Below are 12,326 nucleotides of genomic sequence, written 5' to 3' on the forward strand. Positions count from 1 at the left end.
CGCCAGGTGCCGCCAACGCATCCAGGGAACCGGCCTCAGCGACAGCGGGCGCCGCGCACCTGCCTGCCCTGGCGGCGGGAGCCCGTGCCGGCGCGCGCCCGTTGTCGCCGGAAGGAGAACGCCGGCTGGAGAAATTCCTGGAAGGACTTCGGACCACAAGCTCGGACGCGAATGACTACGAAGCGCTGGGCCGTTCGGAACCTGCGGACCCCGACTGGTCGCCGCGACTGGAGGCGTTGATCCAGCAGACGATCGAGCGCCATGCCCATGAATTCGGACGCCTGGAGATCGGGCGGCCACGCTGCAGCAAGAGCCTGTGCATGCTGACGGCGGTGGCGACCACGAGGGACCCGCAGCAGCTGGCCCAGGCCGACTTCCAGCGCCTCATCTACGTGTACATGATGCCGGAGCCCTGGTTCCGCGCGTCCTTCTTCGATGCCAGCACGACCGTGGCCGGCGATGCGACCGGCGATGTCTTCGTGACCTACTTCATCCGCAAATAGCGGTCACTCGAAGCTGCCCACCGAATCGTGGGCGAGGTTGTCGAAGCGCGTGTACTCGCCGAAGAACCGCAGCTTGCAGGAACCCGTCGGGCCCGAACGCTGCTTGCCGATGATGATCTCGGCCAGGCCTTTGTCCGGCGAGGTTTCCTTGTTGTAGTAGTCGTCGCGGTAGATGAAGACGATCATGTCCGCGTCCTGCTCGATGGCGCCGGATTCGCGAAGGTCGGCCATCACCGGGCGCTTGTCGGTGCGCGTTTCCAGCGAGCGGTTGAGCTGCGACAGCGCGAGTACCGGCACGTTGAGCTCTTTCGCGAGTCCTTTCAGCGAGCGCGAGATTTCCGAGATCTCGGTGGCGCGGTTCTCGCTGTTGCCCGGCACCGACATCAGCTGCAGGTAGTCGATGACGATCAGGCCCAGGTCGTGCTCGCGTTTCAGGCGGCGCGCCTTCGAGCGCAGCACGTCCGGCGACAGGCCGGGCGTATCGTCGATGAAGACCTTGGCCTGGTCCTTGAGGATGCGGATGGCGCTGGTCACGCGGCTCCAGTCCTCGTCTTCCAGCGAACCGGTGCGCAGCCGCGTGGCGTTGATGCGGCCGACCGAAGAGATCAGTCGCATGGCCAGCTGGCCCGCCGACATTTCCATCGAGAACACCGCCACGGCCTTCTTCGACTTGATGGCGGCGTATTCGGCGATGTTCAACGCGAACGTGGTCTTGCCCATGGCGGGACGGGCCGCCAGGATCACCAGGTCGGTGGGCTGCAGGCCCGCGGTCATCATGTCGAACTCGGTGTAGCCCGTGGGCAGACCGGTCACGGTGCCGCCGCTCTCCGAACGGATGCGCAGGACCTCGAAGGCGTCCTTCAACGCATCGTTCATCGCCACGAAGTCGGTGCGGCCGCGGGCGCCCTGCTCGGCGATGGCGAACACCTTCTGCTCGGCGATCGCCAGCATCTCGTCGCTTTCCTTGCCCTCGGGCTGGAACGCGTCGTTGACGATGTCGGTGCCCACTTCGATCAGCTGGCGCATCACCGCCTTGTCGCGCACGATCTCGGCGTAGGCGGTGATGTTGGCGGCGGATGGCGTGGTACTGGCCAGTTCGACCAGATAGGCGCCGCCGGCCACCAGGTCCATCTGGCCCTGGGATTCGAACCACTCGCCCAGGGTCACGGCGTCGAACGGCCGGCTCCGCTCGGCCAGTTCCGCGATCGCACGGTAGATCAGCTGGTGGTCGCGACGGTAGAAGTCGTTGGCCGTGAGCTTGTCGTTGATGCGGTCGTAGGCTTCCGGCGCGAGCATGAGTCCGCCCAGCACCGCCTGCTCCGCCTCGGTGGAGTGCGGCGGCACGCGGAGTTGTTCGATGCGCGAATCGTGGGGATCCTGGCGGAAACCGGTGCGTGCGGACATGGGCGGTGCAAGCTCCTGCGGCGCATGCGGGGCGAAGGCCCGCACGGCCGGACATGGTAGGCAGTCCATGCCCAAGGGTGTTGCAGATAAGTATGTGGATAACCGGTGGGCATCTCAGCGCCTGCGACGGACCGGCCCCGGAAACAGAACGGGCGCCTTGCGGCGCCCGTCTGTCGGCATCACGGAATGATGCGCGGGTGGATCAGGCTTCCGCCTGGACCACGACCTTGACGGTCGTCTGCACGTCGGCGTGCAGCTTCACGACGATCTCGTACTCGCCGATGTTGCGCAGCGCGCCTTCGCCCATGATGACCTCGCTCTTCTCGAGCGGCAGGCCGGCGGCGGTGAAGGCGTCGGCGATGTCGCGCGGGCCGACCGAGCCGAACAGCTTGCCTTCGGTCGCGGCGTTGGCGGTGATCGTGACGCTCGCGCCTTCCAGCTTGGCGGCGCGGGCTTCCGCGTCGTCATGCACGGACTTGGCCTTGGCTTCGTACTCGGCGCGCTTGGCTTCGAACTCGGCGACGTTGGCGGCGGTGGCCGGCACGGCCTTGCCCTGCGGCACCAGGTAGTTGCGGCCGTAGCCCGGCTTCACGTTGACCTTGTCGCCCAGGACGCCCAGGTTGGTCACTTTCTGCAGAAGAATCAGTTCCATCGTATTGCTCCGTATTCGTTAGCAGGCGGGGCCTGCAGCGATTGGCTGTCCGAATGACAGTGGGAAGAAAGAACCTCCCCATGCGGGGAGGTCCTGGATTACACGTCGTGGTTGTCCGTGTACGGGATCAGCGCCAGGAAACGGGCGCGCTTGACCGCGGCGGACAGCTGACGCTGGTAACGGGACTTGGTGCCGGTGACGCGGCTCGGCACGATCTTGCCGTTCTCGGTCAGGTACTGGCGCAGGGTGTTGAGATCCTTGTAGTCGATCTCTTTCACGCCCTCGGCGGTGAACTTGCAGAACTTGCGGCGACGGAAGAACTTGGACATGGGTGGGCTCCTTAGGCGGCTTCGGCGTTGTCGGATTCGGTCGAAGCGGCGTTGCCGCCCTCGCCTTCATCGTCGTCACGGCGACGACGCTCGCCACGCTCGGGCTTGTCGCCCTTCTCGTCCTTGTTCTTCATGATCAGCGACTGCTCGGTATCCGGGCCATCACGCTTGATGACCAGGTTGCGCAGCACCGCATCGTTGAAACGGAAGCTCTCGACCAGCTCGTTCAGCACGGCCTGGTCGGCCTCGATGTTGAGCAGCACGTAGTGGGCCTTCACCAGGTTCTGGATCGGGTAGGCCAGCTGACGGCGGCCCCAGTCTTCCAGACGGTGGATCGTACCGTTGCCGCCCTCGATCAGCGCCTTGTAGCGCTCGATCATGGCCGGCACCTGCTCGCTCTGGTCCGGGTGGACCAGGAACACGACTTCATAGTGACGCATCGTTTTGTACCTTTCGGATGTGGGCCCGGCGGGAGAAACCCCGTGGGCGAAACAGCCCCCCGACGACCGGAACGGACGCGGTGGGGCGAGGACCCTGACGCCTGACAGGCGGCCGGGAGCAGGAAAGTATGGCAGGTCAGTCACTTAGGGGCAAGTCGTGCCCCCGGGATGCGACTCAGGCGGCGTCGGCCGCCGTGGTGAAGCTCTCGCCGCAGCCGCACTCGGCGGACGCATTGGGGTTGCGGAAGGTGAACGTCTCCGACAGCCCCTGCTTGGCGAAGTCGATCTCGGTCCCGTCCACCAGGGCGAGGCTTGCGGCGTCGACGTAGATACGGACGCCCTCGAAATCGAAGACCGTGTCGCCCTCCCGCTGGTCCCGGGCCAGGTCGGCCACGTGACCCCAGCCGGAGCAGCCGGTGCGGGTCACCCCGAAGCGCAGGCCCAACGCACCCGGCGTCTGCTCGACGAAACGCTGCACGCGTTCGAGTGCGACCGGGGTGAGGGTGATGGCCATGGGAAGCTCCTGTGCGACGGGACGATTATAGCCGCGGGTGCGCCGTCGGCCGCGCGGCTCTTGCTAAACTCCGCGTTCCATTAATAAGACTGTTACCGAAGGATTCAAGCCATGACGGTGGTAAGCGTCGAACATGCGCTGGCGGGCAAGCTCCCGGCCGGCGGCGAGGTCACGGTGCGCGGCTGGGTGCGCACGCGGCGCGACTCCAAGGCGGGCCTGTCCTTCGTCAACGTCAGCGACGGCTCGTGCTTCGCCCCGATCCAGGTGGTGGCGCCCGATTCCCTGTCCAACTACGAATCCGAGATCAAGCACCTGACCTCCGGTTGCGCCGTCGTCGCCACCGGCACGCTGGTCGCCTCGCAGGGCCAGGGCCAGAGTTTCGAGATCCAGGCCTCGTCCATCGAGGTGGTGGGCTGGGTGGAGGATCCCCTCACCTACCCGATGCAGCCCAAGCAGCACTCGCTGGAATACCTGCGCGAGTTCGCCCACCTGCGCCCGCGCACCAACCTGTTCGGTGCGGTCACCCGCATTCGCAATTCGCTGGCGCAGGCCGTGCACCGGTTCTTCCACGAGAACGGCTACTTCTGGATCAGCACGCCGATCATCACCACGTCCGACGCCGAAGGCGCCGGCCAGATGTTCCGCGTATCCACGCTCGACCTGGTCAACCTGCCGCGCGACAAGGCAGGTGCCGTGGATTTCTCGCGCGACTTCTTCGGCAAGGAAACCTTCCTGACCGTGTCCGGCCAGCTCAATGCCGAGGCGTACGCGCTGGCCATGAGCAAGGTCTACACCTTCGGCCCGACCTTCCGCGCCGAGAACAGCAACACCACGCGCCACCTGGCCGAATTCTGGATGATCGAGCCGGAAGTCGCGTTCAACGACCTGGCGGCCAACGCGCAGCTGGCCGAGGATTTCCTGAAGTACCTGTTCCGTGCCGTGCTCAGCGAGCGCGCCGACGACCTGGCCTTCATCGCCGAGCGCGTGGAACCGACCGCACTGACCCGCCTGGAAGCCTTCGTCAACTCGCCGTTCGAGCGCATCGACTACACCGATGCGATCTCGCTGCTGCAGAAGTCGGGGCAGAAGTTCGAGTTCCCGGTCGAGTGGGGCCTGGACCTGCAGACCGAACACGAGCGCTGGCTGACCGAGCAGCACGTCGGCCGTCCGGTGGTGGTGACGAACTACCCTGAACACTTCAAGGCCTTCTACATGCGCCTGAACGACGACGGCAAGACCGTCGCGGCGATGGACGTGCTGGCGCCGGGCATCGGTGAGATCATCGGCGGCAGCCAGCGCGAAGAGCGCCTGGACATCCTGGATGCGCGCATGGCGCAGTTCGGGCTGGATCCGGCGCACTACGGCTGGTACCGCGACTTCCGCCGTTACGGCTCGGTGCCGCATGCCGGCTTCGGCCTGGGCTTCGAGCGACTGGTGGTGTACGTGTGCGGGTTGAGCAACATCCGGGACGCCATCGCCTACCCGCGTGCGCCCGGTAACGCGGAGTTCTGATGATCCTGTTCTTCGCCCTCTGCTTCGTCGGCGTGGCGATCGCCGGGTTCTGCGCGTTCGTCATCTTCTGGCCGCTGACGCTGGTGCATGTCCGCGACCGCCACGGCGCGCTCGGCGCCCAATGGGGCGAAGGCGCTTTCCTGAAGCCCGTCGCCCTGCGCTGGCTGCTGGGCGGCGGCTACCGCGCGATTCCGGACCCGTCGCTGTCGGGCCTGGCCACGCCGGCGCGGATCTCGCTCTGCGTGATCCTGTTCGGCATCACGATGGCCGGCCTGCTGGCCCTGTGGGCCGAGGCATTCGCATGAATCCGTTCCTCCGCGAAGACTGGTACCTCGCCTCGCTCGGCCGCACCCTGATCTGGGCGCGCCTGCGTGTGCTGGAGGCAGGCACGGCCGAAGTGCTGGACAGCGACGGCAATACCCTGCCCTACGACAGCGAGGACAGTGCACGCGCAGCCCTGTTCGACGCGGAGTTCGTGGCCTTCGACGGCCTGGATGAAGACGACGCGCTGGCACGCGGCTTCGCCCTGACCGACGTGATGCCGCCACAGGGCGAGGAAGACACCGCGCTGATTCCCCAGATGGTGCGGTCGCTGGGCGGACGCGCCTGACACCCGCGTGTACACCCCCCGCGCCTTCGCCGAAGCTGACCTCGCCGGGCTCGACGGGCTGATCGCCCGCGATGCGTTCATCACCTTGGTCACCGTCGCAGACGGGCTGCCCTTCGTGAGCCACCTGCCCGTGCTGTATGCGCGGGATGGGGAACGCATCGTCGTGGAAGGCCACTGGGCCCGGCCGAACCCCCAGGCACGCCATGCCGGCCCCGCCCTGGTCATCGTCCACGGCCCCCACGCCTACGTGTCGCCTGGCTGGTATGCGGACAAGGAAGCAGCGGCACGCGTCCCGACCTGGAATTACGCGGTGGCGCACCTGCACGGCACACTGGAAACCACCGACGACACCGCGCAACTCGCCTCGATCGTCGACCGCCTCAGCCAGGTGAACGAGGCGCATGTTGGCAACGACTGGCGCTTCGAGCATGACCGCGACGACCATGTGCGACAGCTGCGCGGCATCATCGGCTTCCGCTTCGTCGCCGAACGGATCGAACTGAAGTTCAAGCTCAACCAGAACCATCCGGCCGCGAATGTCGAAGGTGCCGCGGATGCGCTGCAGCGACTGGGCGGCGAGGACAACCTGCAGATCGCGGCACTGATGCGCGATCGGCTCGCGCGCCGGACGGACTGAGCCCCAGCAACAGGGAGCACGCGCCCGGGCACCGGTACACTCGGCGAACTCTTCCTCCGGAACATCCCGCATGGACCTGAACCTCGCCGGCCGACACGCGCTGGTCTGCGGCGCCTCCGAAGGCATCGGCCGCGCGGCCGCTGTCGAACTCGCGCTGCTCGGCGCGGATGTCACCGTGCTGGCCCGTCGCGCCAGCGTGCTGGCCGACGTGGTGACCGCCCTGCCCATCGTCGTCGAGGGCCAACGGCACGGCGCGCTCGCGCAGGATGTCGCCGATACCGCAGCGCTCGATGCCGCCATCCGCGCACTGGTCGCCGAACGTCCGGTACAGGTGCTGGTGAACAACACCGGCGGTCCTCCTGGGGGCAAGGCACTCGATGCCGGCACCGAGGACTATCTCGCCGCGTTCCAGCGCCACCTGCTGGCCAACCAGGTGCTGGCGCAGGCCGTGGCGCCCGGCATGCGGGCCGCCGGCTGGGGCCGGATCATCAACGTGGTCTCGACCTCGGTGAAGGAACCGATCGCCAACCTCGGCGTGTCCAACACCATCCGCGGCGCGGTGGCCAGCTGGGCCAAGACCCTGTCGAAGGAATTGGGGCCGGACGGCATCACCGTCAACAACGTGCTGCCGGGCTATACGCACACGCAACGGCTGGAGCAGATCCTGCGCGACCGGGTCCAGGCCACCGGCAAGGACGAGGCGGCCATCAGCGCCGCCATGCTGGCCAGCGTGCCCGTGGGCCGCTTCGCCGATGCGCACGAAGTCGCGGCCGCGATCGCCTTCCTCGCCACGCCGGCCGCGGCGTATGTCAACGGTGTCAGCCTGGCCGTCGATGGCGGCCGCATGCAGTCCCTCTGACGCCGCCCCGGGGGGCTTGCCAGCCGGGTTAAGCTAGTGGGCATGGAACGCTACAGCCACTTCATCGATGGCGAACCGCGCACCGGAGGTGCCTGGCGTCCTGTCTTCGAGCCGGCCTCGGCCGAGGTCTATGCCGAGGTGGCCGACGGCAGCGAAAGCGATGTGCTGCAGGCCATCGATGCGGCGGAAACCGCTTTTCCGGCCTGGGCTTCCCTGCCGCCCAGCGCCCGTGCGCGCTGGCTGGAGCGCCTGGCCGATGCCCTGGAAGCCCGCCTGGACGCATTCGCTGCCGCGGAGTCGCGTGACGCTGGCAAGCCGCTGGCACTGGCGCGCGACATCGAGATTCCTCGCGCGATCGCCAATCTCCGCTTCTTCGCGCATGCGGCCACCCAGTTCGCCAGCGAATCGCACCATGGCGAAGCCGGGCTGAACTACACGCTGCGCACGCCGCTGGGCGTGGTCGCCGCGATATCGCCGTGGAACCTGCCGCTCTATCTCTTCACCTGGAAGATCGCGCCCGCGCTCGCTGCCGGCAACACCGTGGTCGCGAAACCGTCGGAGATCACGCCTGCGACCGCGACGATGCTGGGCGAACTCGCCGCGGAGATCGGCCTGCCGCGTGGCGTGCTGAACATCGTGCACGGCACCGGCCCCGCCGTCGGCGAGCCGTTGGTCCTGCATCCGGCCGTCAAGGCGGTGTCGTTCACCGGCAGTACGGCGGTGGGCCGGCGCATCGCGGGACTCGCCGGACCGCACCTGAAGAAGGTCTCGCTGGAGCTCGGGGGCAAGAACGCCACCCTGGTGTTCGCCAATAGCGACTGGCGCGCCCATCTGGACACCCTGCTCCGCTCGGCGTTCCAGAATGCGGGTCAGATTTGCCTGTGCGGATCGCGCCTGCTCGTACAGCAGGCGATCTACGAGGAATTCCGCGAAGCACTGGTCGAACGTGCGCGCGCACTGCAGGCCGGGCCGCTGGACGATCCTGCCACGCGGCTCGGCGCGATGGTGTCGCAGGCGCATTTCGACAAGGTGCTGGGCTGCATCGCCCGTGCCCGCGTCGAAGGCGGTCGCGTGCTCACCGGCGGGCACGCGCTGGACCGGCCCGGCTGGTTCATCGCGCCGACGGTCATCGAGGGGCTGGGGCCCGAGGCCATCACCAACCGCGAGGAGATCTTCGGGCCGGTGGTGACGCTTCAGCCGTTCGAAGACGAAGCCCATGCGCTCGCGCTGGCCAACGCCGGCGACTACGGCCTGGCCGCGACCGTCTGGACGCGCGACCTCGACCGCGCCCACCGCCTGGCCGCGCAGCTGCGCGCCGGCATCGTCTGGATCAACACCTGGATGACCCGCGACCTGCGCACGCCGTTCGGCGGCGCGGGCGCGTCCGGCCTGGGCCGCGAGGGCGGCCTGGAGGCCATGCGTTTCTTCACCGAACCCAAGAACGTCTGCGTGGCGTTGCGCTGAGGACGAACCAAGCGAATGTCTGACCTTTCCGAACTCGAACAACTGCTGCAGAACAACCGCGACTGGGCCGCCCGCATCAAGCAGGAGGATCCCGGCTTCTTCAAGCGGCTGTCGCAGCAGCAATCCCCGCGCTACCTGTGGATCGGTTGTTCCGATTCGCGCGTGCCGGCCAACCAGATCCTCGGGCTGGACCCCGGCGAGGTCTTCGTTCACCGCAACATCGCCAACGTGATGTCGCACGGCGACCTCAATGCATTGTCGGTGGTGCAGTTCGCGGTCGACATTCTGAAGGTCGAACACATCCTGCTGGTCGGCCACTACGGTTGCGGCGGCGTGCACGCGGCCATGACCGGCCTGCGCGTGGGGCTGGCCGACAACTGGCTGCGCCACGTGGCCGACGTGGCGATGAAGCACGCGGACCTGCTGGAACAGGTCGACACCGAATCGCTGCGCCACGCGCGCCTGTGCGAACTCAACGTGATCGAGCAGGTCTTCAATGTCTGCCAGACTACGGTCGTCCAGGATGCCTGGGCGCGTGGGCAGCCACTCGCGATCCATGGCTGGGTCTACAGCCTGTTCGACGGCCGCGTGCGCGAGCTCGGCATGGACGTGGCCAGCGTGGATGGCATCCAGCCTGCCTACCAGCGCGCCCTCGCGAGCGTACCGCCCAAGGGCAAGCGCGATGAATGACGTCGTCCAGGCGGGCGATGCGCCGAAGCCGGTCGGCCGCTACCCGCACGCGCGCCGCGTCGGCGACCTGTTGTTCCTGTCCGGGATCGGTCCGCGCGATCCGGCGACGAATGCGATTCCCGCCGGCATCGAAGCGCAGAGCCGCGCGGTGTTCGCCAACGTGCGCACGGTACTGGAGACCAGCGGCGCCCGCTGGGAGGATCTGGTGGACGTCACGGTCTACCTGACCGATATGGCAGGCGATTTCCCGGGTTACAACCAGGTCTGGGCCGACCACTTCCCCGATGCCGCGGCCGCGCCCTGCCGCACCACGCTCGGCATCACCGCTCTGCCCACGCCGATCTCGATCGAACTGAAGTGCATCGCGCACCTGCCGGAGCGTCGCTGACATGCTGCCCAACCCGCTCAACCTGCAGGCCTGGATCGAGGAACACCGCCACCTGCTGAAGCCGCCCGTCGGCAACAAGGTCATCTACGCCGGCGACTTCATCGTGATGGTGGTGGGTGGCCCGAATGCCCGTACCGACTACCACTACGACGAAGGCCCGGAGTGGTTCTATCAGTTGGAAGGCGAGATGGTGTTGCGGATCCAGGAAGACGGCGCCCCGCGCGACATCCCGCTGCGCGCCGGCGAAATATTCCTGCTGCCACCGCGCGTGCCCCATTCGCCACAGCGCATGCCCGATTCCGTAGGCCTGGTCATCGAACGCAAGCGACTGCCGCACGAAGATGACGGCTTGTTGTGGTTCTGTGAGCGCTGCAACGCAAAGGTGTACGAAGAGTATTTCCACCTCAACGACATCGAGCAGGACTTTTTCAGGGTGTTCGAGGCCTTCTACCGCAACGACGAACTGCGCACCTGCAAGGCCTGCGGACACCTGAACCCCCGGCCGAGCCACTACGAGATGCAGGCGGACTCGCAGGCCGATATCACCTGAGTCCTCAAGGAGAGAGGTCATTCCATGCACGTCTCGACTTGTCTCTTCATCGCGCTGTCTCTTCTGTCGGCAGCGCTCCCGGCAAACGCCCAGAATGCGGAGCTGGCGGCGATCCACGATGCCGACCAGGCCGCACGTTCCACGCCTGCCGAGATCGATTGGACCGTCCTCCTTCCCGAAGACAGGCGTCGCCGCGAACGTGTGCAGGAACTCCTGAGTGCAGGCGAAGCCCGCGCCGCAATCGACTATTACCACGCGGCGATGGTCTTCCAGCACGGCGAAAACCTGGATGATTTCCGGCTTGCGCATGCCTTGTCGACCATCGCGATGTCCCTGGAACCGGAAGAAAAGCAGTATCGCTGGCTGACGGCGGCATCGTGGGACAGGATCATGGCCACGCAGCTCCAGCCGCAGTGGTATGGCACCCAGTTCCATTCCGATGACAAGGGGATGTTTCTGTACCCCGTTGCTGACGGTGTCGTCAGCGACGAGGACCGAAAGGCGATGCAAGTGCCTACCCTGGCCGAGACGCGTGCACGGCTCGAAGAACTGGCCAAGATGAATGGCCAGACAGTGAATCCGGACCCACCGACCATCGAGGAACTGCGCAGGGCTAGACAAGCCTGGTCGAAGGACTAACGAGCTGCCGGCGGTCCGCGGATGCAGTGCTTGGCCCATACCGCAGCTTGCATCTGCCCAATCTGGGCATTATCGTGCCCGATATGGGCATGAACGGCACCCCCAGATCCGGGAAAGTCAGCGAAGCAGCGGCGCGCTACGCCACCGCCAGTCTGTCGGGCGCCCTCTTCACCACCACCCAGCAACGCGTGCTGGCCTGCCTGTTCGGCGAGTCCGGGCGCAGCTACGCGGTCAACGAACTGATCCAGGCGACGGGCGCCGGCAGCGGTGCGGTCCAGCGCGAACTGGCCCGTCTGGCCGGCAGCGGCTTGCTGACGGTCGAGCATGTCGGCAACCAGAAGCGCTACCGCGCCAATCCTGATGCCCCGATCCACGACGAACTGGCCTCCATCGTCCGCAAGACCTTCGGCCTGGCTGAACCGCTGCGCGAAGCGCTGGCGCCGCTGGCCGACCGCATCGACGCCGCCTTCCTGTACGGCTCCATCGCCAAAGGCAGCGACACGGCACGCAGTGACATCGACCTCATGGTGATCGCTGACGACCTGGCCTATGCCGAGGTGATGCTGGCCCTGCATCCGGTGGCCGAACGGCTGGGCCGGCAGATCAACCCTACTGTGTACGCACGCAATGAATTGCGTAGCCGCCTCGACGCCGGCAACAGCTTCGTCACCCGCGTACTGCAGCAGCCGCGCCACTGGCTGATCGGGAGCGACGATGACCTCGCCACTTGAGAAGCTGGTCACCCACAGCGGCCCGCTCAGTGCTGAGCCGCCCGACGAGAAGGAAACCGCCGGCTTGCTGCGCTCCGGACGGGCCCGGCTGGCGGATGCCCACAACGACGCGCTGTCGCTGGAAAGCCGCTTCGACCTGGCCTACAACGCCGCCCATGCATTGAGTCTGGCGGCCTTGCGTCGTGCGGGCTACCGCGCGCGCCACCGCTATATCGTGTTCCAGGTGCTGCCGCACACGCTGCAGCTCGGGCCCGAGGTCTGGCGCGTGCTGGCCAAGGCGCACGACCTGCGCAACCTGGCCGAGTACGAAGGCCACGTGGACGTGGACAAGCGTCTGGTCAACGACCTGATCGCCGCCTGCGAACGCGTCTCCGACGCGCTGGAACGATGAACGCAGACGCCTC

18 protein-coding genes are annotated in these 12,326 nt (G+C 66.8%); 13 read left to right on the plus strand and 5 right to left on the minus strand.

Going from position 1 to position 12,326, the window contains the following annotated elements; genetic code table 11:
- Window positions 1-101: 101 nt before the first annotated feature.
- Window positions 102-503 (plus strand): hypothetical protein, encoded by a 402-nt coding sequence (locus tag ASD72_RS20980; RefSeq protein ID WP_056880326.1) that lies wholly within the window; start codon window positions 102-104, stop codon window positions 501-503.
- A 3-nt stretch (window positions 504-506) separates the two neighbouring features.
- On the opposite strand, the gene ASD72_RS12720 is transcribed toward ASD72_RS20980, so the two are convergent.
- The 5 genes from ASD72_RS12720 to ASD72_RS12740 all read right to left on the minus strand — a co-directional run bounded on the left by ASD72_RS12720 (window position 507) and on the right by ASD72_RS12740 (window position 3,842).
- Window positions 507-1,907, minus strand: a complete 1,401-nt coding sequence (locus ASD72_RS12720) for a replicative DNA helicase (RefSeq protein WP_056880327.1) — start codon at window positions 1,905-1,907, stop codon at window positions 507-509.
- A 202-nt stretch (window positions 1,908-2,109) separates the two neighbouring features.
- On the minus strand, window positions 2,110-2,559 hold the full coding sequence (rplI, locus tag ASD72_RS12725) for a 50S ribosomal protein L9 (protein WP_056880328.1): 450 nt from the start codon (window positions 2,557-2,559) through the stop codon (window positions 2,110-2,112).
- A 98-nt stretch (window positions 2,560-2,657) separates the two neighbouring features.
- Window positions 2,658-2,888, minus strand: coding sequence for a 30S ribosomal protein S18 (gene rpsR, locus ASD72_RS12730; protein WP_056880329.1), 231 nt, complete (start codon window positions 2,886-2,888; stop codon window positions 2,658-2,660).
- An 11-nt stretch (window positions 2,889-2,899) separates the two neighbouring features.
- Window positions 2,900-3,328: a 30S ribosomal protein S6 gene (gene rpsF / locus ASD72_RS12735; RefSeq protein ID WP_056880330.1), complete on the minus strand. Its 429-nt coding sequence runs from the start codon at window positions 3,326-3,328 to the stop codon at window positions 2,900-2,902.
- A gap of 175 nt (window positions 3,329-3,503) precedes the next feature.
- Window positions 3,504-3,842 (minus strand): iron-sulfur cluster assembly accessory protein, encoded by a 339-nt coding sequence (locus ASD72_RS12740; protein WP_056880331.1) that lies wholly within the window; start codon window positions 3,840-3,842, stop codon window positions 3,504-3,506.
- Window positions 3,843-3,953: 111 nt separating this feature from the next.
- Between ASD72_RS12740 and asnS the strand changes: the two genes are divergently transcribed.
- From asnS to ASD72_RS12800, 12 genes are all read left to right on the plus strand, one after another.
- The gene (gene asnS, locus ASD72_RS12745) at window positions 3,954-5,354 is read left to right on the plus strand and encodes an asparagine--tRNA ligase (protein ID WP_056880332.1); all 1,401 of its coding nucleotides are present in this window, start codon (window positions 3,954-3,956) and stop codon (window positions 5,352-5,354) included.
- Window positions 5,354-5,659, plus strand: a complete 306-nt coding sequence (locus ASD72_RS12750) for a hypothetical protein (RefSeq protein WP_056880333.1) — start codon at window positions 5,354-5,356, stop codon at window positions 5,657-5,659. The genes asnS and ASD72_RS12750 overlap by 1 nt, the downstream gene beginning before the upstream one ends.
- Window positions 5,656-5,964: a hypothetical protein gene (locus ASD72_RS12755; protein WP_056880334.1), complete on the plus strand. Its 309-nt coding sequence runs from the start codon at window positions 5,656-5,658 to the stop codon at window positions 5,962-5,964. The genes ASD72_RS12750 and ASD72_RS12755 overlap by 4 nt, the downstream gene beginning before the upstream one ends.
- 7 nt (window positions 5,965-5,971) lie before the next feature.
- Window positions 5,972-6,601 (plus strand): FMN-binding negative transcriptional regulator, encoded by a 630-nt coding sequence (locus ASD72_RS12760; protein WP_056880335.1) that lies wholly within the window; start codon window positions 5,972-5,974, stop codon window positions 6,599-6,601.
- Window positions 6,602-6,671: 70 nt separating this feature from the next.
- Entirely contained in the window at window positions 6,672-7,460 is a 789-nt protein-coding gene (locus ASD72_RS12765; RefSeq protein ID WP_056880336.1) for an SDR family oxidoreductase, read from the plus strand.
- Between the two features lie 42 nt (window positions 7,461-7,502).
- Complete coding sequence (locus ASD72_RS12770) at window positions 7,503-8,924, plus strand: aldehyde dehydrogenase (RefSeq protein ID WP_056880337.1); 1,422 nt, start codon at window positions 7,503-7,505, stop codon at window positions 8,922-8,924.
- A gap of 15 nt (window positions 8,925-8,939) precedes the next feature.
- Window positions 8,940-9,614 (plus strand): carbonate dehydratase, encoded by a 675-nt coding sequence (can, locus tag ASD72_RS12775; protein WP_056880338.1) that lies wholly within the window; start codon window positions 8,940-8,942, stop codon window positions 9,612-9,614.
- On the plus strand, window positions 9,607-10,002 hold the full coding sequence (locus tag ASD72_RS12780; protein ID WP_056880339.1) for a RidA family protein: 396 nt from the start codon (window positions 9,607-9,609) through the stop codon (window positions 10,000-10,002). The genes can and ASD72_RS12780 overlap by 8 nt, the downstream gene beginning before the upstream one ends.
- Window position 10,003: 1 nt before the next feature.
- Complete coding sequence (locus ASD72_RS12785; RefSeq protein WP_056880340.1) at window positions 10,004-10,552, plus strand: 3-hydroxyanthranilate 3,4-dioxygenase; 549 nt, start codon at window positions 10,004-10,006, stop codon at window positions 10,550-10,552.
- A gap of 24 nt (window positions 10,553-10,576) precedes the next feature.
- Window positions 10,577-11,191 (plus strand): hypothetical protein, encoded by a 615-nt coding sequence (locus tag ASD72_RS12790; RefSeq protein WP_056880341.1) that lies wholly within the window; start codon window positions 10,577-10,579, stop codon window positions 11,189-11,191.
- An 89-nt stretch (window positions 11,192-11,280) separates the two neighbouring features.
- Window positions 11,281-11,922 carry a nucleotidyltransferase domain-containing protein gene (locus tag ASD72_RS12795; RefSeq protein ID WP_155944637.1) on the plus strand — a complete coding sequence of 214 codons (642 nt, stop codon included), beginning with the start codon at window positions 11,281-11,283 and terminating at the stop codon, window positions 11,920-11,922.
- A complete protein-coding gene (locus ASD72_RS12800; RefSeq protein ID WP_056880342.1) occupies window positions 11,906-12,313 on the plus strand; it encodes a hypothetical protein in 408 nt (135 codons plus the stop codon). Before ASD72_RS12795 ends, ASD72_RS12800 begins: the two co-directional genes overlap by 17 nt.
- Window positions 12,314-12,326: the final 13 nt, after the last annotated feature.

This window comes from Pseudoxanthomonas sp. Root630 (genome assembly GCF_001427585.1).
In the GTDB taxonomy this organism is placed as follows: domain Bacteria; phylum Pseudomonadota; class Gammaproteobacteria; order Xanthomonadales; family Xanthomonadaceae; genus Pseudoxanthomonas_A.

What these genes read in the sequence shown, in the direction of transcription:
- ASD72_RS12720 (WP_056880327.1), bottom strand. Translation starts at nt 1,907, where the DNA reads ATGTCCGCACGCACCGGTTTCCGCCAGGATCCCCACGATTCGCGCATC.
- rplI (WP_056880328.1), bottom strand. Translation starts at nt 2,559, where the DNA reads ATGGAACTGATTCTTCTGCAGAAAGTGACCAACCTGGGCGTCCTGGGC.
- rpsR (WP_056880329.1), bottom strand. Translation starts at nt 2,888, where the DNA reads ATGTCCAAGTTCTTCCGTCGCCGCAAGTTCTGCAAGTTCACCGCCGAG.
- rpsF (WP_056880330.1), bottom strand. Translation starts at nt 3,328, where the DNA reads ATGCGTCACTATGAAGTCGTGTTCCTGGTCCACCCGGACCAGAGCGAG.
- ASD72_RS12740 (WP_056880331.1), bottom strand. Translation starts at nt 3,842, where the DNA reads ATGGCCATCACCCTCACCCCGGTCGCACTCGAACGCGTGCAGCGTTTC.
- asnS (WP_056880332.1), top strand. Translation starts at nt 3,954, where the DNA reads ATGACGGTGGTAAGCGTCGAACATGCGCTGGCGGGCAAGCTCCCGGCC.
- ASD72_RS12750 (WP_056880333.1), top strand. Translation starts at nt 5,354, where the DNA reads ATGATCCTGTTCTTCGCCCTCTGCTTCGTCGGCGTGGCGATCGCCGGG.
- ASD72_RS12755 (WP_056880334.1), top strand. Translation starts at nt 5,656, where the DNA reads ATGAATCCGTTCCTCCGCGAAGACTGGTACCTCGCCTCGCTCGGCCGC.
- ASD72_RS12765 (WP_056880336.1), top strand. Translation starts at nt 6,672, where the DNA reads ATGGACCTGAACCTCGCCGGCCGACACGCGCTGGTCTGCGGCGCCTCC.
- ASD72_RS12770 (WP_056880337.1), top strand. Translation starts at nt 7,503, where the DNA reads ATGGAACGCTACAGCCACTTCATCGATGGCGAACCGCGCACCGGAGGT.
- can (WP_056880338.1), top strand. Translation starts at nt 8,940, where the DNA reads ATGTCTGACCTTTCCGAACTCGAACAACTGCTGCAGAACAACCGCGAC.
- ASD72_RS12780 (WP_056880339.1), top strand. Translation starts at nt 9,607, where the DNA reads ATGAATGACGTCGTCCAGGCGGGCGATGCGCCGAAGCCGGTCGGCCGC.
- ASD72_RS12785 (WP_056880340.1), top strand. Translation starts at nt 10,004, where the DNA reads ATGCTGCCCAACCCGCTCAACCTGCAGGCCTGGATCGAGGAACACCGC.
- ASD72_RS12790 (WP_056880341.1), top strand. Translation starts at nt 10,577, where the DNA reads ATGCACGTCTCGACTTGTCTCTTCATCGCGCTGTCTCTTCTGTCGGCA.
- ASD72_RS12795 (WP_155944637.1), top strand. Translation starts at nt 11,281, where the DNA reads ATGAACGGCACCCCCAGATCCGGGAAAGTCAGCGAAGCAGCGGCGCGC.
- ASD72_RS12800 (WP_056880342.1), top strand. Translation starts at nt 11,906, where the DNA reads ATGACCTCGCCACTTGAGAAGCTGGTCACCCACAGCGGCCCGCTCAGT.